Genomic DNA, 22,199 nt, shown 5'->3' with positions numbered 1-22,199 from the left:
CGCCGCTGCTGCACGCCTGGTCAATAGGCTGCGAACGCGCGGCGGAGATCGGCGGCGACGGGGGTGCGCCGGTTCTGCTGCCGCCGAGCAGGATGCGGGCTGGAGGGCAGCGAGATGACTGGCAGCACGGGCACGGGGACCTCGGGCGCGACGGCGGGCGGGCCCGCACGCCGGGTGCTCGTCGTGGAGGACGAGCGCACGATCGCCGAGGCGGTCGCCGCTCGGCTGCGCGCCGAGGGGTTCGAGGTCTCGTTCGCCGCCGACGGCCCGACGGCCGTGGAGACCGCCCGCCGGGTCCGGCCGGACCTCGTCGTCCTCGACGTCATGCTCCCCGGCTTCGACGGCCTCGAGGTCTGCCGGCGCATCCAGGCCGAGCGGCCGGTGCCGGTGCTGATGCTCACCGCCCGCGACGACGAGACCGATCTGCTGGTCGGGCTCGCGGTCGGCGCGGACGACTACCTCACCAAGCCCTTCTCCATGCGGGAGCTGACCGCCCGGGTGCACGCCCTGCTGCGCCGGGCGAGCCGCGTTCCCACGCCGGATCCCGAGCCGGAGCTGCTGCGGCTCGGCGACCTGGAGATCAACGTCGCCGAGCGCCGGGTGCACCGGGCCGGCCGCGAGGCCCACCTGACCCCGACGGAGTTCGACCTGCTGCTGCACCTGGCCACCCGGCCCCGAACGGTGCTGCCCCGTGAGCGCCTGCTCGCCGACGTGTGGGGCTGGGCGGACGCCTCGGGCACCCGTACTGTCGACAGCCACATCAAGGGCCTGCGCCGCAAGCTCGGCGCCGACTTGATCCGCACGGTCCACGGCGTCGGGTACGCCCTGGAGGTAGCCCGGTGAGGCTGCTGACCCGGCTCCTCGGCTGGCTGCCGCGGCCGCTCGACCCCGTACGCTCGATCAAGGCGAAGCTGTCCCTGGCGCTCGGCCTGGCCGGCGGGGTCGGCCTGCTGATCTTCTGGTGGAGCCTGGACTGGGTCCGCGTGGAGCTGTCCTGGTTCGCCATCGCCGTGGCCCTGGGCCTCATCACCCTCCAGGTCATGGCGCACGGCGCGACGGTCCCCCTGCGCGAGATGACCGTCGCGGCCAAGGCCATGGCCCGCGGCGACTACACCCGGCGGGTGCGCGCCACCTCCCGCGACGAGGTGGGCGAGCTGGCCGCCGCGTTCAACCAGATGGCGGCCGACCTGGCCGCCGCCGACCGGCAACGCCGCGAACTGATCGCGAACGTCTCCCACGAGCTGCGTACGCCGATCACCGCCCTGCGCGGTCTGCTGGAGAACATCGTCGACGGCGTCTCCGGCGCCGAACCGGAGACCATGCGGACCGCGCTCGCCCAGACCCAGCGCCTGGGCCGCCTCGTCACCGAACTGCTCGACCTCTCCCGCCTGGACGCCGGCGTGGTGCCGCTGGCCCGCAGGCCGATCGACCTCCACACCTTCCTCGAGGAGGTGGTCCGGGAGGCACGCGTCACCGCTGACGGCGCCGGTCACGACGTCCGCTTCGAGGTCTCGACACCGCAGATCCGCCTGACCGGCGACCGCGAACGCCTGCACCAGGTCTTCGCCAACCTGCTCGACAACGCCGCCCGCCACAGCCCGCCGGGCGGCACGGTGACGGTCCGCGCCGAACGTCACGACGACCACGTCCTCATCGCCGTGGCCGACGACGGCGAGGGAATCCCGGCGGCCGACCGGGAACGCGTCTTCGAACGCTTCACCCGCGGGGAGCGGGCCCAGGACGGCGGCACCGGCCTCGGCCTCGCCATCGCCCACTGGGTCGTCCAGCTGCACCGCGGCACGATCGCCGTCGCCGACCGCGGGCCTGGCTGCCACATCCACGTGACCTTGCCGCTCTCCGCTACCTGACGCCTCTTCTCCAGCATTCGGCCGGCCTGCCACATCCAGCCGAGCCGCTGCCTCTTGCTGCCCTTTTTAGGAGGATATTTCATGTCGTCGACCAGCCCCACGCCGCCGCCGGGTCAGCCGTCTACTCCGCCGCCCGCTCAGCCGGCCCGGCCCGCCCCTCCGTCGGCCGAACGGCCCTCTGCTCCGCCGCCGGCTCAGCCGGCGCGGACCCCTTCTCCGACGCCCGGGCCGGCAGCCACCGCCCCCGCCGCGCCGCCGCCGGCCGGTTATCGGCCGCCTCCCGGCGGTCCTCCGGTCGCGCCGCTGCTCGGTCCCTGGGCCGACCCCTCGCTCTTCGGCCGGCGCTGGCCCGGCCCCGGCCGCCCCGCCACGATCGCGACCGTGTCGGCCGTCCTGCTCGGCGCCGTCGTGGCGGCACTCAGCATCCCGCTCGACCGTCCCGGCGTCGGATGGGCGATCACCGTCGTCGCGGGAGTCATCGCGCTGATCATCGCCCGGGCCGTGCCGGGCAGGCCGTCGCCGACAGCCCCGCGACCGTTGGTCGCCTGGCAGCCGAAAAGACTCGGCAATGAGCGTTTCGGCTGGTCGGTGGCGACCGTCGCGCTGCTGAGCGTCGGGACGTTCCGCGCGGCCGGGTGGCTGTTCCTGCTCTGCCTCGCCACGTCGCTGCTCACCGGTGCACTTGCCGTCGCGGACGGCCGGTCGGCCCGGGGCATTCTGCTGGCGGCATTGATGGCCCCGTTCGCCGGGCTGCGCGCGCTGCCGTGGCTCACCCGTGGGGCGACCACTGCGCGCCAGGGCGGCGGCAGCGGCGCGCGGATCGCGGCGACCGTCGCGGTGTCGGCGGCCCTCCTCCTGGTGTTCGGTTCGCTTTTCGCCTCCGCCGACGCCGCCTTTGCCGACGTGATCAGTGCGGTCGTCCCGGACGTCGATGCGGGCACCGTGACCCGCTGGATCTTCGTCTTCGCCGTGGCGGTCTGCGTGCTGGGCGGGGCCGCTTACCTGCGGGCCGCGCCGCCCGACCTGTCCGGACTGGACGGACCGGGACGGCGGCGGGTGCGCCGGCTCGAGTGGGCCGTACCGCTCAGCCTGCTCGTGCTGCTCTTCGGGCTCTTCGTCGGCGTCCAGCTCACCGTCCTGTTCGGAGGCTCGAAGCATGTCCTGGACACCGACGGCCTCACGTACGCCGAGTACGCTCGCGGCGGCTTCTGGCAGCTGCTGATCGTCACCGGGCTCACGCTTCTCGTCCTGGCGGGCGCCGCGCGGTGGGCGCCGCGGGGTACGCGTACCGACCGGGTGCTGATCCGCGCGGTGCTCGGGGCGCTGTCCGTGCTCACCCTGGTCATCGTGGCCTCGGCACTGCACCGGATGGACCTCTACGCCGACACGTACGGGCTCACCCGCCTGCGTGTGCTGGTCTCGGTCTGCGAGATGTGGCTGGGCGTGGTGTTCCTGCTGGTCCTCGGCGCGGGTCTGCGGCTGAAGGCGTCGTGGCTGCCCCGGACCGTCGTGGCGGTGGGCGTGCTGGCCCTGCTCGGCCTCGCCGCCGCGAACCCCGATCACCTCATCGCGGACCGCAACGTGGCCCGCTACGAGCAGAGCGGGCGCATCGACACGGCGTACCTGTCACAGCTGTCGGCCGATGCGGTGCCGGCGCTCGACCGCCTGCACGGTGAACAGCGGGACTGCGCGCTGGAACCGGTCTACGAGGACCTCGACGAGAATGTGGACGACTGGCGGGGCGCGAACCTCGCCCGCGAGCACGCCCGCGAGGTGCTGGCGAAGAATCCGCCCGCGTACCACTCCACCTGCATGACCACACCTTGACTTTGCGGCCCGAGCCGCCAGACTGCCGGTCATGAGCGACGTGACCGGTGCCGCGCCGAAGCGCACCCGGGTCGTGCTCGGCGAGGCCGCGGCCCGGCGCCGGCCGGCGGACCCGGCCCGGGCCGACCTGGCGGAGGGGACCGCGGTCGGGGAGGCGCTGGTCAAGGGACTGGTCCGGGCCCAGCTCGCGCTCGCCGTCCGGCTGGGCCTGGTGGTCGTGACCGGGCTCGGGGCGCTGCCGTTGCTCTTCGCGGTGGCGCCCGCGGTCGGCCGGGTCACGGTGCTCGGGATCAACCTGCCGTGGCTGCTGCTCGGTTTTCTGTCGTTCCCGTTCCTCGTCGGGGTGGGCTGGGCGTACGTGCGCTGGGCGGAACGCAACGAGCAGGACTTCATAGCCGTCGTCCGCAGGCCCGAAGCGTGAACCCGTACGTCGTACCCGGGCTGGTCGTGGTCGTCCTGATCACGGTCGGCATCGGCGCGTACGGCCTGCGCTTCGCGCGGACCACCTCGGACTTCCTGGTCGCCTCGCGGTCGGTCAGCCCGTCATGGAACGCCGCCGCGATCAGTGGCGAGTACCTGTCCGCGGCGTCCTTCCTCGGGGTCGCCGGGCTGGTGCTGCGCTACGGGGTCGACGTCCTCTGGTATCCGGTCGGATTCGCCGCCGGCTACCTGGCCCTGCTGCTCTTCGTCGCGGCGCCGCTGCGGCGGTCCGGCGCGTTCACCCTTCCCGACTTCTGCCAGGTGCGCCTGCGGTCTCCGGTGCTGCGCAGGCTGGCGACCGTCTTCGTCGTCTTCATCGGCTGCCTCTACCTCGTGCCCCAGCTCCAAGGCGCCGGGCTCACCTTCACGACCGTCACCGGCGGCCGGTACGAGTGGGGCGCGCTACTGGTCGGCCTGGTCGTCACCGCGAACGTGGCGCTCGGCGGGATGCGGGCCATCACCTTCGTCCAGGCGTTCCAGTACTGGCTCAAGCTGACGGCTCTGGCCGTACCCGTGATCTTCCTCGCGCTGCAGTGGCAGGCGGACGGGCGCCCGGCTGTCACCCCGCCGGCCGGCCCGGTCTTCGCCACCGCGACCACCGTCGTCGTCGAGCAGGACGCGGTGCTCGACGGCGCCGTCCGGGTGCGGACCGGCGACGAGCTGTCGTTCGCGCCGGGTGAGCGAGTGCCCGAGGTGAGTGCCGTCGACGAGAACCGCGGCGACTCGTGGCTGCTGCCGGGCGGCGACTCGAGCCTGTTCGCCACGTATTCGCTGATCCTGGCGACGTTCCTCGGCACGATGGGGCTGCCGCACGTCCTGGTCCGCTTCTACACCAATCCGGACGGCGCCTCGGCGCGCCGCACCACCCTCGTCGTGCTGGCGCTGGTCGGCCTCTTCTACCTGCTCCCCACCCTGTACGGCGTCCTCGGCCGCATCTACACCCCGCAACTTCTGATGACCGGGCGTACGGACGCAGTCGTGCTCGTGCTGCCCGAGGCGGCGCTCGGCGGCGGCCACCTCGGCCAGTTCCTCGGCGCCCTGGTCACCGCGGGTGCCCTGGCGGCGTTCCTGTCCACGTCGTCGGGGCTGCTGACCAGCGTGGCGGGCGTGGTCTTCACGGACGTGCTGCACGCCGAGCGGGGCGGATCGGTGCGGGACTTCCGGGTCGCCACGGTGCTGGCGGCGTCCGTACCGCTGGCTCTGTCCGTGTACGTGGCCAACATGGACGTGTCGCGGGTGGTCGGGCTGGCGTTCGCGGTAGCGGCGTCCAGCTTCTGCCCGTTGCTGGTCCTCGGCATCTGGTGGCGCGGTTTGACCGATGTGGGAGCGGCGGCCGGAATCGTCACCGGTGGGGGAGCCGCAATGGCCGCTGTGCTACTCACCGTCATGGGGCCGCCGCTGAGCGGGTGGCCGGCTCAGCTCGTCGGGCAGCCTGCCGCGTGGACAGTGCCGCTCGCTTTCACGGTGATGGTGGCCGGTTCGCTGCTGACAAAGCGCCGCATTCCCTCGGATATCGGTGCGACCATGCTCCGGCTGCACGCCCCGGAATCCCTGCGGCTCTAAATTTTTAGGAGTCTTTGCTGAACCCTTCGGCACCCACCCTCCGTAGATAACGATGCTGCAACGGGGCAGCTCGTCGAGACGAAGGAGCGGTGCATGTACCGGAGAAGCAGGATGACCGGCCGGACCCGCAAGGTGCTGATCGGCGTGGCGGCCGCGGCCCTCGCCGGCGGCGCTTTCGCCGTCAGCACGGGAATGAGCAGTGCGGGCGAGAGTTGCGCCGGTCTGGACACCGCCCTGCAGAACAATCTGACCTTCATCGCCGGGCAGAAGGCGAACCCGGATGCGCTGTCCGAGGCGCGTATCGCGAACCGGCAGGCCGTCGTCGACCTGATCAACCAGCGCCGGGCGGCCGCCGGCTGCACCGCCGACGTCCAGGCTCAACCCCCGGCCCAGGGACAGGGCCAAGGTCAGGGCCAGGGCCAAGGTCAGGGCCAGGGCCAGGGCCAGGGCCAGGGCCAGGGCCAGGGCAAGGGCCAAGGTCAGGGCAAGGGCCAAGGCCAGGGCCAGGGCCAAGGTCAAGGTCAGGGCCAGGGCCAGGGCCAGGGCCAGGGTCAAGGCCAGGCCCAGGGACAGGGTCAAGGCCAGGCCCAGGGACAGGGTCAAGGCCAGGCCCAGGGTCAAGGCCAGGGACAAGGCCAAGGCCAGGGCCAGGGACAGGGCGGCGCCGGTGAGGTCGTCTGCAAGGGCTCGACGGTGACCCTCTCCGGCGAGGGCGGCGCCCCGGCCGCCTCGAGCGGCACCTTCCCGATCGGTACCACCCTCAAGGTGACCAACCTGGACAACAACAAGAGCACCACCGTCAAGGTGGCCAGCACCTCCGGCAGCTGCGTCCTGCTGAACAACGCCGCCTTCGAGCAGGTTCGCGAAGCGGGCAAGTTCCTCATTCGACGTGCCGTGATCGAACGGGTCCAGTAAGACCCCGTAACGACGGGACCAGCGGCCCGGGCCTCCCACGGGGGGTGGCCCGGGCCGCTGCATACCCGGTAGGTTGCGCGCCATGGTCGTACCCCATCAGCGCTCGAGCGCCGATCCGGCACTCGCGCTGCAGGGTCTCGTCAAGCGATTCGACACGAAGGTCGCGGTTGCCGGGATCGACCTGGAAGTGCCCGCGGGCTCCTTCTTCGGTCTGCTCGGCCCGAACGGCGCCGGGAAGACCACCACGTTGTCCATGGCGGTCGGCCTGCTGCGGCCCGATGCGGGCCAGGCCAGGATCCTCGGGTACGACGTGTGGGCCGACCCGGCCGCGGCGAAGGCGCGGATCGGGGTGCTGCCGGACGGCGTACGCCTCTTCGACCGCCTCACCGGCACGGAACTGCTGGCCTACCACGGGCTGCTGCGCGGCATGGACACCGAGGTGGTCGACCGGCGCAGCATCGAACTGATGGACGTGCTGGAACTCGGCGCGACCAACCGCACGCTCGTCGTCGACTACTCGGCCGGTATGAAGAAGAAGATCGGCCTCGCCTGCGCGATGCTGCACGCGCCGCGGCTGCTGATCCTCGACGAGCCGTTCGAGGCCGTGGATCCGGTGTCGGCGGCGCTGATCCGCGACATCCTTCACCGCTATGTCGCCGGTGGCGGCACGGTCGTCTTCTCCAGCCACGTCATGGCGGTCGTCGAGCGGCTGTGCAGCCACGTCGCGATCATGGCGGAGGGCACCATCCGCGTGCGCGGAACCCTGGCCGAGGTACGCGGCGAGCGGTCGCTCGAGGACGTCTTCGTCGAGGTGGTCGGCGGGCGTACGGCGACCGGCTCGGAGCTCGCGTGGCTCTGAGCGTCCGCCACTTCGTCCGCCTCAAACTGCGCCTCACCGCCAACGGCCTGCGGGCCCAGACCTGGCGGGTGGTCCTGTTCGTGGTCGGCGCCGTGCTCGCCGCCTGTGCGGCCGTCGTCGGGTACGCCGCCTTCGCCGCCCCCGGCCTGCTGGAGGAGCGACGCGCCGCGGAGGTGCTCCTGCCCCTGGGCGGGGCGGCGATCGTGCTCGGCTGGCTGTTCCTGCCACTGGTGTTCTTCGGGGTGGACGAGTCGCTCGATCCGGCACGGTTCGCGCTGCTGCCGCTTCCCCGCCGTACCTTGATCAAGGGTTTGCTCGCGGCGGCGCTGGTCGGGGTGCCGGCGGTGGCGACCTTCGCCGCGACGCTCGGCATGGTGCACTCGGCGGCCCGGCTCGGCGGAGCCGGCGCCGCCGTGGTCGAGCTGGCCGGGGTGATCGTCGGTCTGGTGTTGTGCGCGGCCGTCAGCCGGGCGGTGACCAGCGCGTTCGCCACCGCGCTGCGCAGCCGCCGGGCCCGCGACCTGGCCACGGTCCTGCTCGCCGCCACCGCCGCGCTGCTCGGTCCGCTGCAGCTCGCCGCGCTGGCCGGGGCTCAGCACGCGGACTGGGATCGGGTGGGCGGCGTGGCCGACGTGGTCGCGTGGACGCCGCTCGGCGCGCCGTACAGCATGGGTCTCGATCTTGTCGCGGGCCGGGCCTGGGCCGTCCCGGTCAAGCTTGCGCTGGTCCTGGCCTCGATCGGGCTGCTGCTGCGATGGTGGTCCGCGACGGTGGAGCGCGCCATGATCGGCACGGCGGCGAACGCCCGGCCCCGGCAGCGGGCGGCCACGAACCGGAAGCCGGTGGCGCAACTGGTGCCCCGCTGGCTACCGCGGAACCGGTTCGGCGCGCTCGCCGCCCGCGAGGTCCGCTACTGGTGGCGCGAGACCCGCCGGCGAGCCAGCCTCATCACCTTCACCGTGGTCGGCGTCTTCCTGCCCACCTTCGCCGCGATCGCCGGCGGCGGCACGGCGGCACCGACCGGCATGCTCGCCCTGGTCGGCGCGCTGGCGGCGATCAGCCTGGCCAACCAGTTCGGCTTCGACGGCAGCGCCTGCGCGGCCAACCTCGTGGCCGGGGTTCCGGGGCGCGTCGAGCTGGCTTCGCGGGTCGCCGGGTTCTCCGCTTACGCCGGACCGGCCCTGCTTGGGATCGCGCTGGTCGCCGGCCTGGTGACCGGCCGGCCGCAGAGCATCCCCGTGCTGGCCGGCACCCTCCTGGCCGCGTACGGGGTGGGCCTCGCCATCGTGCTGCCCGTCTCGGTACGCGCGGCGTACGCCCTGCCCGACACCGTCAACCCGTTCGCCATGTCGTCGGGCGGCGGCCTCGCGAAGGGCCTGCTCGGCCTCGGCGCCCTGCTCGGCGCGGCCCTGGCCACCGCACCACTGCAGCTCTGCGCCCACCTGCTCGGCGACGTCTGGCTGTGGATCGGACCGCCGATCGCCGTCGGTTACGGCGTGGGTGCCTTCGCGCTGGGGCTCCGGCTCGCCGGCCCGATGCTGGACCGGCGGGGACCCGAGCTGCTTGCGACCGTGAGTGCGGCTCAGTAGACCGTGCCCATCGCCTCCCGCACCTCCCGCAGCGTCTGATCCGCCATCTCGCAGGCCCGGGCGTTACCGGTTCGCAGCACGTCACGGACGAAACCCGGGTCTTTCGCGTACGCCGCCCGCCGCTCCCGCATCGGCGCCAGGAACTCGTTGACCGCCTCGGTGACGGTCCGCTTGAGCGCGGCGGCCCCCGCGTTCCCGATCTCGGCCGCGACGTCCTGCGGGTCCCGGCCCAGACACAGGGCCGCGAGGTGGACCAGCCCGGACACCCCCGGCCGGCGCTCGGGCTCGTACGTGATGTGCCGGTCCGCATCGGTCGTGGCCGCCCTGATGAGCCGCGCGGTCTCGTCCGGCGTGGCGGACAGCGCGATCGCGTTGCCCCGGCTCTTGCTCATCTTCCGCCCGTCGGTCCCGGCCAGCACCGGGGCGTCGCTGAGCAGCCCCTCCGGTACGGGGAACACCGGCCCGTACCGCTCGTTGAAGCGCCGGGCGACCGTACGCGTCACCTCGATGTGCGGCATCTGGTCCTGCCCGACCGGGACAAGGTTTCCCTTGCAGAACAGGATGTCGGCGGCCTGATGGACCGGGTACGTGAACATCAGCCCGCTGACCGCACTCTGCCGCGAATGCGCGATCTCATCCTTGACGGTGGGGTTGCGCTGCAGCTCGGGCACGCTGACCAGGCTGAGGAACGGCAGCAGCAGCTGATTGAGGGCCGGCACGGCACTGTGCGCGAAGATCGTGGCCCGGTCGGGATCGAGCCCAGCGGCGAGGTAGTCGAGCAGCAGGCCGTCGACGGTCTCGACCAGCCGGTCGGCGACGTCCCGGTCGGTCAGCACCTGGTAGTCGGCCACGATGACGAACATGTCGACCCCGCGCCGCTGCAGCTCCACACGGTTGCGCAACGTGCCGAAGTAATGGCCGAGGTGCAGCGGTCCGGTCGGCCGGTCCCCGGTCAGCACCCGGAAGTCGTGGGGCGCGACGCGGATGCGCTCATCGAGCGGCATGGTGGTAGTGATCATTTCGGTCTCCTCAGGGTCGCGGACAGCCCTGCGGAAACAAAAGGGCCGTCCGAACGGACGGCCCGAGCGCGATGGGGTAGCCGTCCCTAGGACAGCCACCAGCCCTGCACGCGCGCGCTATTCACGCCCACAAGCGTACCCGTGATGGCGGCAGAATGTTTCACGTGAATCCTGACACCGGTGGGCACATCCACTCGACGGATCCGTTCGCCACGCCCGAGCCGGACAAGTCTCCGGTGCGGCGGCTGCGGGGGCGGCTCGCCGCTCCTGTCACGCTGTGGACCGCTCCCGGGCCGGCCGGGCTCACCGTCTCCTCGATGCTGGTCGCGGACGGCGACCCCGGGCGGGTTCTCGGCCTGGTCGATGAGGAGAGCGACTTCTGGGACGCGGTGGCGAGCGCCAAGCGCTTCGCCGTCACGCCGCTCGGGCCCGGCGATCAGCAGCTGGCCGACCGGTTCGCGGGGCTCATGCCGGCACCCGGCGGGCTCTTCGCCACCGGCGACTGGGTGGAGACCGACTACGGTCCGGTGCCCGGGGGCACCGGCACCTGGGCGGGGTGCCGGCTCGACGGCGAGCGCCCGTACGGGTGGGCCCTGCTGATCGAGGCCACGATCGAGAGCGTGGTCATCGGCGGGGGCGACCCGGCGCCGTTGCTGCACTTCCGGGGGCGTTACCGCAAGTTCGACCGATGAGCGCACGCTGACTGCCGCTCGGCGCACCCGCTGACCGGCGGTCAGTGATCGACGCCACTGCTTCGTACGGTGCCGGGAGACCCGCCCCACGAAGACGGTGCGGGAAAGACCCGCCCCCACGAAGGTGGTGAGCCCCGTTGACGACCGATGCGACCCCGACCGACAGGTACCTCGAGGTCCAGCAGTCCGCCGAATTCGCCGGGTTGCGCCGCAAGCTGCGCAACTTCGTCTTCCCGATGACGATCGCGTTCTTCGTCTGGTACGCGCTCTACGTCCTGCTCTCCGCGTACGCCCGCGGTTTCATGTCCGTGAAGCTCGTGGGCAACATCAACGTCGCGCTGCTGCTCGGCCTGCTGCAGTTCGTGACGACGTTCCTGATCGCCTGGTACTACTCGCGCTACGCCGCAAGGGAGCTCGACCCGGTGGCCGACAGGATCGGCGCGGACCTGGCCGGCGGCGCGGCCGTACCCGCCGCTCGTGAGCCGCAGGAGACCGCCACGACGGACACGGAGGCGGCCAAGTGATCAACGTAGCGGCCGAGGCGACCACCTCGACGAGCCGGACCCTGACGATCACGCTCTTCCTGATCTTCGTGGCGATCACCCTCGCCATCACCGTCTGGGCCAGCCGGCAGACCAAGACCGCCACCGACTTCTACGCCGGCGGACGGCAGTTCTCCGGGTTCCAGAACGGCATGGCGATCGGCGGCGACTACATGTCGGCCGCGTCCTTCCTGGGCATCGCCGGCCTCATCGCCCTGTACGGCTACGACGGCTTCCTCTACTCGATCGGCTTCCTGGTGGCGTGGCTGGTGGCGCTGCTGCTGGTCGCGGAGTTCCTGCGCAACTCGGGCCGCTACACGATGGCCGACGTGCTGGCGTTCCGGATGCGGCAGCGCCCGGTGCGGACGGCGGCGTCCGTCTCCACCATCGTCGTGTCGATCTTCTACCTGATCGCTCAGATGGTCGGCGCCGGCGCGCTGGTCAGCCTGCTGCTCGGCATCAAGCCGGGCACGACCTTCCTCGGCATGGATGCCGACACCGCGAAGGTCGCGACGATCATCCTGGTCGGCGCGCTGATGATCGTGTACGTCGTGGTGGGCGGCATGAAGGGCACCACGTACGTCCAGATCGTCAAGGCTTTCCTGCTGATGACCGGCGCGCTCGTGATGACCGTGCTGGTGCTGGCGCACTACAAGTTCAACCTGTCCAGCCTGCTCGGCGACGCCGCCGCGCAGTCCGGCAAGGGCGACGCGTTCCTGGAACCCGGCCTGCGGTACGGCGTCGAGACGGCCGGCGACGCCGCGAAGACCTTCTACAGCAAGATGGACCTGCTCTCGCTGGGCATCGCGCTGGTGCTGGGCACGGCCGGCCTGCCGCACATCCTGACCCGCTTCTACACGGTGCCGACCAGCCGGATCGCCCGTAAGAGCGTGCTCTGGGCGATCGGCATCATCGGCACGTTCTACCTGTTCACCCTGGCGCTGGGCTTCGGCGCGGCGGCCCTGGTGGGCGGCAAGGCGATCACCGCGCAGGACAAGGCGGGCAACACGGCGGCACCGCAGCTGGCCCGCGCGCTGGGCGTCGACTACCTGGGCGGCGACACCGGCGGCGCGGTGCTGCTGGCGATCATCGCGGCCGTCGCCTTCGCCACGATCCTCGCGGTGGTGGCGGGCCTGACCCTGGCGTCGTCGTCGAGCGTGGCGCACGACTTCTACGCCAGCGTCGTCAAGCGCGGCCAGGCGGGCGAGCGCGACGAGGTACGGGTGGCCCGCATCGCCGCCTTCGTCATCGGCGCGATCGCGATCGTGCTGTCGATCTTCGCGCAGAGCCTCAACGTGGCGTTCCTCGTCGCGCTGGCGTTCGCGGTAGCGGCATCGGCCAACCTGCCGGCGATCCTCTACAGCCTGTTCTGGCGGCGGTTCAACACCTCCGGCGCGCTGTGGTCGATCTACGGCGGCCTGATCGCCGCGGTGGTGCTGGTGTTCTTCTCGCCAGTCGTCTCCGGCTCCGCCACGGCCATGTTCCCGGACTCGGACTGGCACTGGTTCCCGCTGAACAACCCGGGCATCATCTCCATCCCGATCGGGTTCCTCTGCGGCTGGATCGGCACGGTCCTGTCCAAGGAGAGCGACGCCGACAAGTACGCCGAGCTCGAGGTCCGGTCGCTGACCGGGCACGGGGCGCACTGAGCACGCGCGTGCGGCAACGGGGCCGATCCGGAAATTGCGGGTCGGCCCCGGTCGCCTAGAGTGACCCTCATGGCGGTGCAGCAGCGGTTCGGCGAGGGACATCGGATTCTGGTCAGCGGCGGGGCCGGCTTCGTGCCGTCCCACGTGGTCGACGCCCTGCTCGCCCGCGGCTGCACGGTGGTCGCCATCGACAACTTCGTGACCGGTACGGCCGACAACGTCGCCCACCTCGCCTCGGAGCCGCGGTTCACGCTGATCGAGGCCGACGTCACCGACGGGCTGCCGGCCCACCCCGCGATGGTCGAGCGTTTCGACGCGATCCTGCACATGGCCTCGCCCGCCAGCCCCACCGACTTCGCCAAGCTGCCGGTGGAGATCCTCAAGGTGGGCTCGGCCGGCACGCTGGCGCTGCTCGACCGCGCCGTCGCCGACGCCGCCCGCTTCCTGATGGCTTCGACCTCCGAGGCGTACGGCGACCCGGCCGTGCACCCGCAGCCGGAGAGCTACTGGGGCAACGTCAACCCGATCGGCGTACGCGCGGTCTACGACGAGGCGAAGCGGTTCTCCGAGGCCGCCACGATGGCGTACCACCGGTTCCACGGGCTCGACACCGCGATCGTGCGCATCTTCAACACGTACGGTCCGCGCATGCGCCCCGACGACGGCCGCGCGATCCCGACCTTCATCTCGCAGGCGCTGCGCAACGCCCCGATCACCGTGCACGGCACCGGGGCGCAGACCCGCTCGATCACGTACGTCGACGACCTGGTCCGCGGCATCCTGCTGCTGCTCGACTCCCGGGAGACCGGCCCGATCAACTGCGGCACCGAACACGAGATGACCATGCTGGAGCTGGCCGAGCTGATCGTGAAGCTGGCCGGCAGCGACTCCCGCATCGAGCTGATCGAGCGTACCGCCGACGACCCGGAGAAGCGCCGCCCCGACCTCACTCTGGCCCGCACGCTCCTCGGCTACGAACCGCAGGTGGCGCCCGAGGAGGGCCTGCGGCGCACGATCGAGTTCTTCGCCAATGGGGTACCGCGTTCTTCGCCAAGTGAGTAATTGATCGCAGTAGTGAACGTTGCACGAACGGTAATTGTCTCCCTCCTTCGTGCCGAGCCGGTGTCGATGCACGCTTTGCCTGGTTGCCGGTACGTAACCTGAAGTCATGTCTGCGACTTCGTCCTCTTGGGGTAGCCCCGCCGGCCGGGCTTCGGTGCCGGGCTCGGCGGGTATGCCGGGCGCCATGAACCGCGCCTCGGTACCCGGGTCATCCGGCCGCGTGGGCACCAGCCGTCCCGGCTCGGGCCGCACCTACGGAGATCGCCCGCCGGGTGGCCAGCGCCCCGGAGGCCGGGCGTACGGCGGCACCGACCGGCCCGCCGGCCGCGCGTACAGCGACGGCGCGGAGGACTGGCCGCCGCGGGGCGCCGGTGGGGGACCGGGTGGACCGGCGGGACCGCCGCGGGGCCCCGGAGGCAGGCCGGGCGGGCGGCCGTACAAGGGCAAGCGCAAGCCGCACTGGGGCCGCATCGCCCTGGTGGCGGGCGTCGCGGTCCTGGTGATCGGCCTCGTCGCGGCGATCTCGATCTACGGGTACGCCAACGGGCTCAACGGCGACCTCAAGCGCACGGACGCGTTCTCGGACCTCACGAACGGCCGGCCGGTCAAGGAGGTCGAGGGCGCGCTGAACATCCTTCTGGTCGGCAGCGACTCGCGGGACCCGGACGCGACCAAGGAAGCGCAGAACGCCTGGCGCGCGGACACGCTGATCGTGATGCACATCCCCAAGGACCACAAGTCGGCGCAGCTCGTGTCGATCCCGCGGGACCTGTGGGTGAACATCCCGTCGGCCAACGACGCCGACTGCAACAACGGCAGCCGCAACAAGATCAACGCCGCGTTCGCCTTCGGCGGGTTGCCGCGGGCGGTGCACACCGTCGAATGCATGACCGACGTGCACCTGGACCACGTGCTGGCGATCGACTTCGGCGGCTTCAAGGAGGTCACCGACGCGCTCGGCGGCGTCGACCTCAAGGTGGAGCAGAGCATCACGTCGATCCACAAGCCGCACCGGAAGTTCACCAAGGGCACGATGCACATGGACGGGGCCCAGGCCCTGGACTGGATCCGCCAGCGCAAGCAGTTCGCCCGGGGCGACTTCGCCCGGATGCAGCACCAGCAGGAGTTCCTGAAGGCGCTGATGGACAAGGCGGCCAGCGGCGGCACCCTGAGCAACCCGGCGAAGCTCAACGACTTCCTCAAGGCGGTCACCAAGGCCATCACCGCCGACAAGGACTTCTCGCTCACCGACATGGCGCTGCAGTTCCGCAACCTGCGCGGGGAGAACCTCACCTTCCTCACCAGCCCCAACAAGGGCAGCGAGACCATCGCCGGACAGAGCGTCGTGGTTTCGGACCGGGAGAAGGCTTTGGCTTTGTACCAGGCGATGTCTGCCGACAAGATGACCGAGTGGATGGCGGCGAACACCTCCAAGGCGGCGAACGGCTGATCTCGCAGAATCAGTCAAACGGCGCGGGTCGGCGGTAATCGCCACCCGCGCCGTTTGGGTTAACGGTGCGTGTATCCCTGCGGAACAGATGAGACCTCGCACGAGATCGAAGTTGAACGTAGAGTGACTTGCGCCGTTGACCCCTATCGCTTGGAGAGCCCGTGACCGTCCAGACCACCCGGCGCCCCTCGCCGCCGGATCGGAACGGCAGTCGTGGTCCTCAGCGAAACACCCGGCCGCCGATCGTCGCGGCGCCGCCCACCACGAAGAAGAAGCGCAAGGACCCGCTCTGGGCCAAGCTCATCGTCGTGTTCGGCGCGCTGCTGATGATGGCCAGCGGCGCGGGCGTCGTCGGCACCAAATGGCTGGTGCGCAACGCGACCAACTCCGTGACGCAGGACGATCTGCTGGGCGGCACGAAGAAGAAGGCGGCCGACGGCGGCGGCGACATCAAGGGCCCGGTCGACATCCTGCTCATGGGCGTCGACGCGCGGAAGCGCTGGGCCGTGGACGACCTGCGGTCGGACACCATCATCGCGCTGCACATCCCGGCCAGCCACGACCAGGCGTACCTGGTCTCGATCCCGCGTGACACCGAGATGAAGGTCCCGGCCTTCCCGAAGGCGAAGTACGCCGGCGGCACCGCCAAGGCGACCGAAGTCTTCTTCCACGGCGCGCAGAACGGCGGCGGGTGGGCCGGCGGCGCCCAGCTGATGGCACAGACCATCAAGGAAAACACCGGCATGACCTTCGACGGCGCGGCGATCATCGACTTCAACGGCTTCAAGAGCGTGATCGACGCGCTCAAGGGCGTGCACATGTGCGTCGACGAGCGGGTCAAGTCGCACCACATGCAGCTCGTCAACGGCAAGCCGATGTATCTGGCCGAGGCGCGCAAGACCGCCGGCGTGCACAAGGAGATCTGGTACGAGAAGGGCTGCCGGGACATGGAGGGCTGGGAGGCCCTCGACTACGCCCGCCAGCGGTACGGCCTGAAGAACGGCGACTACGACCGCCAGCGCCACCAGCAGCAGCTCATCAAGGCGATCGCCAAGAAGGCGGCGAGCAGCGGCGTCCTGACCAACCCGGTCAAGGTGAACAACCTGATCAAGGCGGCCGGCAAGGCCTTCGTGCTGGACACCGGCGACGTACCGGTGGCCGACTTCATGTTCGGGCTCAAGGGCGTGGCGGCCAACGACATGGTGCTGCTGCGGACCAACAACGGCACGTTCGCCGGCAACGCGAACGGCCGGGAGACCATCACGCCCAAGAGCATGGAGATGTACAACGCGGTCAGGCAGGACAAACTCTCCGAGTTCATCCTGGCCAACCCGGACGTCGTCGCCAACGAGAAGTAGTTCTACGCTGAGGGGCGTGTTCGGACCACAGGTACCCAGCGTGACGCCCGCCCAGGTCGAATCCTCGGCCTACCTGCTCGACGTGCGCGAGCCCGAGGAGTGGCAGGCCGGTCACGCGCCGGACGCCCACCACATGCCGATGATGGAGGTCCCGGCGCGCCTCGGCGAGATCCCGAACGACACCGAGGTCGTCGTCGTGTGCCGCTCCGGCGGGCGGTCGGGTCAGGTCGTCTCGTACCTCATGGGCAACGGCTGGGACAACGTGCGCAACCTCGACGGCGGCATGCAGGCGTGGGCCGGCGAGGGCCGCGAGGTCGTCAGCGAGAACGGGCAACCGGCCCACATCCTGTGAGACCCGGTCGGCCCCTGGTCCTCGCCCATCGCGGCGGTGCGGACGCGTTGCCCGAGCACACCCTGGCCGCGTACCTGCGGGCACTCGACGAGGGTGCGGACGGCGTGGAGTGCGACGTCCGGCTGACCCGCGACGGGCACCTCGTCTGCGTTCACGACCGGCGCCTCGACCGGACCAGCAACGGCCGCGGACGGGTCAGCGCGAAGACGCTCGCGGAGCTCGACGCTCTCGACTTCGGCTCGTGGCACGCCGCGACGGCCGAGCTGGACGAGCCCGTGGGCGACCACACCCGGCTGCTGACGCTGGACCGGCTGCTGGAGGCGCTGCGCGACAGCGGGCGGCAGGTCCGGTTACTCATCGAGACCAAGCACCCGTCACGCTACGGGGCGGAGGTCGAGCGCACGCTGATCCGGACGCTGCGCCGGCACGGGCTCGCCGAGCCGGGGCCGGATGTGCCCGTACAGGTGACCGTCATGTCCTTCGCGGCGCTGGCGCTGCGGCGGGTCCGGGCGCTGGCACCCGGCATCCCGACCGTGTATCTCCTGGAGATCCTGCCGCCCGGGGTGGGACGGGGACGGCTGCCGTTCGGCGCCCGGATCGCCGGGCCCGGCATCGGCCTGGTCCGTTCCCGGCCGGGGCTCGTGCCCGCACTACGGGCGGCCGGACTCCAGACGTACGTGTGGACCGTCAACGACGAGCGCGACCTCGACCTCGTGCTGGCCCAGGAGGCGGACGGAATCATTACCGACCGCCCACGCTTCGTGATCGACCGACTCGAGAACGCACCGGGTGTGTGACGCGGGACACTCCTGCGCCGAATATTGGCAAGATCGACACCCGCCGCCCTGCCCAAACCGGCGGAAGCGAGGCAGACTCGCAGACATGCCGGACGGACCCGACTACGCCGCGCTGACGCGGGGGCAGCTCGCGCTCCTCGACCGGGTCAACGCGGGCGAGACCGGCCTCGCCGTCCTCGACGACATCGTCCGGCTCGCCCGGGACGTGCTCGGCGCCCTCGGCGCCGGCTTCGTGGAATACAGCCCCGGCCACGGGCGGATCATCGCGGCCACCGGCACCTGCGCCCGGGCCCTCGGCAGGCGCGTGCCCCGGGGCACCGTCGACTCCTGCAACGACGTGTTCTCCGGCCACATCGAGGGCGGTGGCGGGCACCGCGTGCTGGGCGCGCCCTGCGAGCTCGGCGGGCTCACCGTCGGCTCCCTGCACGTCTCGTACGGCGACGACTCCGGCGAACCCACGGCCGAGCACCGGGCGGTGTTGCAGCTGCTCGCAGCCGGCGTCGGCCACATGTACGGCAACCAGGCGGGACTACCCGTGCACGGCGACGGCCCCGTCGTGGCGGCCCTCGCCGACGGGCTGGCCGTCATCGACCGCGACGGCGTCGTCCAGCTCTGGAACCCGGCCGCCGAGCGGCTCACCGGGCGTACGGCCGACGAGACGCTGCACCGCGACCTGCCCTTCCCCGCCCCGCCGCCGGGCCAGGTCCTCGTGCACCGCCTCCCCTCCGGCCGGCGGCTCAAGGTGACGGCCGGCGACCTGCCGCGCACCCCGGGGATGCGGGTGGTGACCTTCCGCGACTCCACCGACCAGGACCGCCGGCACGAGGACCGGGACCTGTTCGTCGCCGTCACCAGCCATGAGCTGCGAACGCCGGTCACCGTGATCAAGGGGTACGCCGACACGCTCACGAACCACTGGGACTCCCTCGGCGCGGACGGGCGCCAGGAGGCCGTACGGGTGATCGGCGCCCGGGCCGGGGAGCTTGCCCGCCTGGTGGACCGGCTGCTCTCCGCGACCAGCGACGACGGCGGCGACGTCGGCAGCCCGCCCGGCCCGTTCGACCTGGTGGAAGCGTTGCGCGCGGCGGCTGCCGAGCTCCCCGCCGACCTGCGCGGCCGGTTGGTCCTCGCCGATCTGCCGGGCGAGCTGCCCAAGGCGTTCGGTGACCGCGACTCGCTCGCCACGATCCTCACGGAACTGGCCACCAACGCCGACAAGTACTCGCCCGGCGAGACCGAGGTGACCGTGACCGCTGCCGCCGACGAGGCCACGGTCACGTTCCGGGTGGCGGACCGCGGCATCGGCGTCAGACCCGAGCACGTCGAGCGGGCCTTCGAGCGGTACTGGCAGGGCGACAACGGGCGGCTGCCGGGCGCGGGCCTGGGCCTCTATCTCGTCCGCCGGATCGTCGAGCGGCAGCAGGGCTGGGTCTCGCTGCGCCCCCGCGAGGGCGGCGGCACGGTGGTGGAAGTACGGCTGCCCCGCGCCTGACGACGCCGGGGGGACTCCCGCACGCCTGAACCATGATCGATGTGGACACGGCGAGCCGGGTGCCGGGGATCCGGCCGGCACCGCCTAGGCTGGATCGCCGTGAGCAAGCGTCGAAAGAACCCCCGAGCCGCCGCCGACGCGGCGCCCAAGCGCCAGAAGGTGCGTGACATCTTCGTCGCCCGGCCGTTCGAGGGCCTGGCCGACGAGACCGAGTGGATCGCCCTGCGCGAGCTGGTCCCGGCCGCGTCCGCGCCGCTGACCCTCAAGCCGGAGATCGTCGAGGAGTACGGCGACCGCCCGGTCACCCTCTCCACGGTCCTGCCGATGGCCTGGCCCGCGATGACCCGCCAGGACGGCCGCATCTTCGTCGGCCTGCAGCGCCACATCCAGTCCGGCGACGTGTCCCGTGACATCGCCGAGGCCGTCCTGTGCGCGCTGCGGACCGCGCCGGGCGACACCGTGGCGGTGCCCGCCCTGCCCGGCGAGGGTCCCCGGCTCCAGGACATCCTGGTCGACGGGCCGCTCGAGATCGAGATGCACGAGGGCTTCGAGTACTGGCTCGACGCCGAGCAGGCCGAGGACGCCAACGTGAAGGCGTCGCTCGAGCGCGCGAACTCGTCGATCTACCCGACGGCGCGGTTGTCGGCGGCGCACGCGGCGTACTGGTGCCGGGTGCCGGACAAGGCGCATGTGCGCTGGGTGCTGCCGGAGGCCGAGGACACGGCGCTGGACGCCCTCGCCCGGCTCTCCGCCGCCGGCGACCTGGTGCTGGGCGAGGGCACCAAGTTCGCGGGCATGTTCCGTGCCCACGGGCTGCTGGTTCCGGTCTGGGACCTGCCGGGCGAGCCGGACGCCGCCGACTGGGAGGCGCCGCTGGCCGACTTCGCCAAGCGCTACGCGGACACCCTCGCGGAGACGGGTCCGCTGGACGGGGCCGCTCGTCGCGCCAAGCAGGGCCTGGTGGGGCGCCAGCTCACGCTCCGCTGAGCCGCGGTCGGCCGAACCGAGCCAAGCGCTGGGGGCGGCTCCCGCTGCGCCGGTTCGGTGAGCTGGCTGCCGCTGTGCGGGGTCGGCTGAGCTCAGCCGCCGCGCTGGGGCGGCTCCCGCTGCGCCGGCTCCGGTGCGCCGCGACGGACCACCGCTTCCGCCCGGATGGCGGCGCGGTGAGGTCGGGACGGCACCGCTCCATGGCGTGTGTCACGGGGCGGTGCTGTGCCCGTACCTGAATGAAGAGCTCGTCAAAGAGGGCGCCGCTGCACCGGGCAGGACATGCAGCGGGGGCCGCCGCGGCCGGAGCCGAGCTCCGAGCCGCTGATCGCGATGACCTCGATGCCCGCCCGTTCCAGCTGGGCGTTGGTCTCGACGTTCCGCTCGTAGGCGACGCACAGGCGCGGTGCGAGGGCGAGCGTGTTGTTGCCGTCGTCCCACTGCTCGCGCTCAGCGGTCACCGGGTCGAGGCCGGTGTCGATGACCCGCAGCCGGTCGATGCCCATCGCCTCCGCGGCGGCGACCAGGAACGGACGGGCCGCGCCCACCACGGGTTCACCATCGAAACCCGAGGTGACCGGGTACGCCTGGAGCGTGTCGGCGACGTTCGGGTACATGACCACGGCATCGGCGTCGACCATCGTGCACACGGTGTCGAGGTGCATCGTGGCGCGCTCCTGCGCGATCGGGACCGCGAGGATCGTGTGGGCCAGGCCGGCCGCGAACACCCGGCGCGCCAGCCGTTCGGCGCCGGCCGGGGTGGTGCGCTCGCCGACGCCGATCGCCAGGACGTTCGGGGCGAGCAGGAGTACGTCGCCGCCCTCCACGTGCTCCAGGCCCGGGGTGTAGAGCAGCTCCGTGCCCGCGAACCGGGGGTGGTGGGTGTAGATCGCGCGGGTCAGCGTTGTCTCGCGGCCCCGTGCGGGCATGGCGAGGCTGGTGACCGCCACGCGGTCGCGTACCCACACCGACGAGTCCCGGGTGAACAGCAGGTTGGGCAGCGGATCGATGACGAAGTCGTGCCGGTCCATGAGCTCGTAGACGAGCCCGCCACCCTTGCCCGGCCCGGGCTTCACCTCCTCGTGGGCCAGCCCGGCCATGAGCACGTGGGCGAGCTCGCCGGGGCCCAGGTCGGCCAGGTGCGCCGCGACCCGTTCCCGGAGGCTGTCGCCCAGCCGCGGGCCTTTCAGGACGCCCTGCGTCAGCTCGGCGCGGGCCTCGGGCACCTCGAGTGTCTGCTCGAGCAGCTCGCCGAGGTAGAGCACCTCGACACCGCGGTCGCGCAGCGCCTGGGCGAACCGGTCGTGCTCCTCCTGGGCGCGCCCGACCCACGGGATGCCGTCGAAGAGCAGGGAGTCGTTGTTCCTCGGAGTCAGCCTCGCGAGCTCGGCGCCGGGGCGGTGCAGCATGACGGTGGCGAGCTGGGCGACTTCACTGTCCACGTAAGGAGGCACGCTCCGAGCCTAGGACCTCGCGCGCCTCGCGGCCCGGCGAGCCGATTTTGTCCCTACTGTCCGCATCCGTGCTGTGACGTTGCGCCAAGATTCGAGACATGGATGCGCTTCAGCTAAGGGCACGCTAACTTGACTGAGGACGTTTCGGATCCCAGGGGAGTCCTAGGTCGCGTGATGCACCATACGGAAAAAGAGCTTGTGCGTGAATGCGGCATTCATCCCCACTCATTCCGCTTTCTTTCCG

At 71.5% G+C, this 22,199-nt stretch carries 20 protein-coding genes; 18 read left to right on the top strand and 2 right to left on the bottom strand.

Going from position 1 to position 22,199, the window contains the following annotated elements:
* The first annotated feature begins 114 nt into the window (after positions 1 to 114).
* From ACIBO8_RS01430 to ACIBO8_RS01395, 8 genes are all read left to right on the top strand, one after another.
* Positions 115 to 843, top strand: coding sequence for a response regulator (locus ACIBO8_RS01430; protein WP_396113111.1), 729 nt, complete (start codon positions 115 to 117; stop codon positions 841 to 843).
* On the top strand, positions 840 to 1,868 hold the full coding sequence (locus tag ACIBO8_RS01425; protein WP_396113110.1) for a sensor histidine kinase: 1,029 nt from the start codon (positions 840 to 842) through the stop codon (positions 1,866 to 1,868). The genes ACIBO8_RS01430 and ACIBO8_RS01425 overlap by 4 nt, the downstream gene beginning before the upstream one ends.
* A gap of 381 nt (positions 1,869 to 2,249) precedes the next feature.
* Positions 2,250 to 3,695: a DUF4153 domain-containing protein gene (locus ACIBO8_RS01420; RefSeq protein WP_396113109.1), complete on the top strand. Its 1,446-nt coding sequence runs from the start codon at positions 2,250 to 2,252 to the stop codon at positions 3,693 to 3,695.
* Positions 3,696 to 3,726: 31 nt separating this feature from the next.
* The gene (locus ACIBO8_RS01415) at positions 3,727 to 4,116 is read left to right on the top strand and encodes a hypothetical protein (RefSeq protein ID WP_396113108.1); all 390 of its coding nucleotides are present in this window, start codon (positions 3,727 to 3,729) and stop codon (positions 4,114 to 4,116) included.
* Positions 4,113 to 5,738, top strand: a complete 1,626-nt coding sequence (locus tag ACIBO8_RS01410; RefSeq protein WP_396113107.1) for a cation acetate symporter — start codon at positions 4,113 to 4,115, stop codon at positions 5,736 to 5,738. The genes ACIBO8_RS01415 and ACIBO8_RS01410 overlap by 4 nt, the downstream gene beginning before the upstream one ends.
* Positions 5,739 to 5,831: 93 nt before the next feature.
* A complete protein-coding gene (locus ACIBO8_RS01405; RefSeq protein WP_396113106.1) occupies positions 5,832 to 6,653 on the top strand; it encodes a hypothetical protein in 822 nt (273 codons plus the stop codon).
* Between the two features lie 82 nt (positions 6,654 to 6,735).
* Positions 6,736 to 7,512, top strand: coding sequence for an ABC transporter ATP-binding protein (locus ACIBO8_RS01400; RefSeq protein ID WP_396113105.1), 777 nt, complete (start codon positions 6,736 to 6,738; stop codon positions 7,510 to 7,512).
* Positions 7,503 to 9,101, top strand: coding sequence for an ABC transporter permease (locus tag ACIBO8_RS01395; RefSeq protein ID WP_396113104.1), 1,599 nt, complete (start codon positions 7,503 to 7,505; stop codon positions 9,099 to 9,101). The genes ACIBO8_RS01400 and ACIBO8_RS01395 overlap by 10 nt, the downstream gene beginning before the upstream one ends.
* On the opposite strand, the gene trpS is transcribed toward ACIBO8_RS01395, so the two are convergent.
* Entirely contained in the window at positions 9,095 to 10,105 is a 1,011-nt protein-coding gene (gene trpS / locus ACIBO8_RS01390) for a tryptophan--tRNA ligase (protein ID WP_396113855.1), read from the bottom strand. The genes ACIBO8_RS01395 and trpS overlap by 7 nt on opposite strands.
* A 119-nt stretch (positions 10,106 to 10,224) precedes the next feature.
* Here trpS and ACIBO8_RS01385 point away from each other — a divergent pair, with 119 nt between their 5' ends.
* The 10 genes from ACIBO8_RS01385 (at position 10,225) to ACIBO8_RS01340 (ending at position 20,501) form a co-directional block, all read left to right on the top strand.
* On the top strand, positions 10,225 to 10,812 hold the full coding sequence (locus tag ACIBO8_RS01385; RefSeq protein WP_396113854.1) for a flavin reductase family protein: 588 nt from the start codon (positions 10,225 to 10,227) through the stop codon (positions 10,810 to 10,812).
* Between the two features lie 137 nt (positions 10,813 to 10,949).
* Positions 10,950 to 11,336: a DUF485 domain-containing protein gene (locus ACIBO8_RS01380; RefSeq protein ID WP_396113103.1), complete on the top strand. Its 387-nt coding sequence runs from the start codon at positions 10,950 to 10,952 to the stop codon at positions 11,334 to 11,336.
* Positions 11,333 to 13,003: a cation acetate symporter gene (locus tag ACIBO8_RS01375; RefSeq protein WP_396113102.1), complete on the top strand. Its 1,671-nt coding sequence runs from the start codon at positions 11,333 to 11,335 to the stop codon at positions 13,001 to 13,003. Before ACIBO8_RS01380 ends, ACIBO8_RS01375 begins: the two co-directional genes overlap by 4 nt.
* Before the next feature lie 69 nt (positions 13,004 to 13,072).
* Positions 13,073 to 14,065 carry an NAD-dependent epimerase/dehydratase family protein gene (locus tag ACIBO8_RS01370; protein ID WP_396113101.1) on the top strand — a complete coding sequence of 331 codons (993 nt, stop codon included), beginning with the start codon at positions 13,073 to 13,075 and terminating at the stop codon, positions 14,063 to 14,065.
* Between the two features lie 184 nt (positions 14,066 to 14,249).
* Positions 14,250 to 15,515 (top strand): LCP family protein, encoded by a 1,266-nt coding sequence (locus tag ACIBO8_RS01365; RefSeq protein ID WP_396113100.1) that lies wholly within the window; start codon positions 14,250 to 14,252, stop codon positions 15,513 to 15,515.
* 161 nt (positions 15,516 to 15,676) lie between these two features.
* Entirely contained in the window at positions 15,677 to 16,873 is a 1,197-nt protein-coding gene (locus tag ACIBO8_RS01360; protein WP_396113099.1) for an LCP family protein, read from the top strand.
* Between the two features lie 16 nt (positions 16,874 to 16,889).
* Entirely contained in the window at positions 16,890 to 17,225 is a 336-nt protein-coding gene (locus ACIBO8_RS01355) for a rhodanese-like domain-containing protein (RefSeq protein WP_396113098.1), read from the top strand.
* Entirely contained in the window at positions 17,222 to 18,022 is an 801-nt protein-coding gene (locus ACIBO8_RS01350) for a glycerophosphodiester phosphodiesterase (RefSeq protein ID WP_396113097.1), read from the top strand. The genes ACIBO8_RS01355 and ACIBO8_RS01350 overlap by 4 nt, the downstream gene beginning before the upstream one ends.
* A gap of 85 nt (positions 18,023 to 18,107) precedes the next feature.
* A complete protein-coding gene (locus ACIBO8_RS01345; RefSeq protein ID WP_396113096.1) occupies positions 18,108 to 19,514 on the top strand; it encodes an ATP-binding protein in 1,407 nt (468 codons plus the stop codon).
* A gap of 99 nt (positions 19,515 to 19,613) precedes the next feature.
* On the top strand, positions 19,614 to 20,501 hold the full coding sequence (locus tag ACIBO8_RS01340; protein ID WP_396113095.1) for a DUF5926 family protein: 888 nt from the start codon (positions 19,614 to 19,616) through the stop codon (positions 20,499 to 20,501).
* 251 nt (positions 20,502 to 20,752) lie between these two features.
* Here ACIBO8_RS01340 and ACIBO8_RS01335 read toward each other — a convergent pair whose 3' ends face one another.
* The gene (locus ACIBO8_RS01335; RefSeq protein WP_396113094.1) at positions 20,753 to 21,955 is read right to left on the bottom strand and encodes an arginine deiminase; all 1,203 of its coding nucleotides are present in this window, start codon (positions 21,953 to 21,955) and stop codon (positions 20,753 to 20,755) included.
* Between the last annotated feature and the right edge of the window lie 244 nt (positions 21,956 to 22,199).

It is taken from the genome of Actinoplanes sp. NPDC049681 (assembly GCF_044465265.1).
Taxonomy (GTDB): Bacteria; Actinomycetota; Actinomycetes; order Mycobacteriales; family Micromonosporaceae; genus Actinoplanes.
This window is presented reverse-complemented; position numbering and strand designations above follow the sequence as displayed.

Coding starts and splice junctions, on each gene's coding strand:
- ACIBO8_RS01365 (WP_396113100.1), top strand. CDS start 14,250: ATGAACCGCGCCTCGGTACCCGGGTCATCCGGCCGCGTGGGCACCAGC.
- ACIBO8_RS01345 (WP_396113096.1), top strand. CDS start 18,108: ATGCCGGACGGACCCGACTACGCCGCGCTGACGCGGGGGCAGCTCGCG.
- ACIBO8_RS01370 (WP_396113101.1), top strand. CDS start 13,073: ATGGCGGTGCAGCAGCGGTTCGGCGAGGGACATCGGATTCTGGTCAGC.
- ACIBO8_RS01405 (WP_396113106.1), top strand. CDS start 5,832: ATGTACCGGAGAAGCAGGATGACCGGCCGGACCCGCAAGGTGCTGATC.
- ACIBO8_RS01430 (WP_396113111.1), top strand. CDS start 115: ATGACTGGCAGCACGGGCACGGGGACCTCGGGCGCGACGGCGGGCGGG.
- trpS (WP_396113855.1), bottom strand. CDS start 10,105: ATGCCGCTCGATGAGCGCATCCGCGTCGCGCCCCACGACTTCCGGGTG.
- ACIBO8_RS01415 (WP_396113108.1), top strand. CDS start 3,727: ATGAGCGACGTGACCGGTGCCGCGCCGAAGCGCACCCGGGTCGTGCTC.
- ACIBO8_RS01400 (WP_396113105.1), top strand. CDS start 6,736: ATGGTCGTACCCCATCAGCGCTCGAGCGCCGATCCGGCACTCGCGCTG.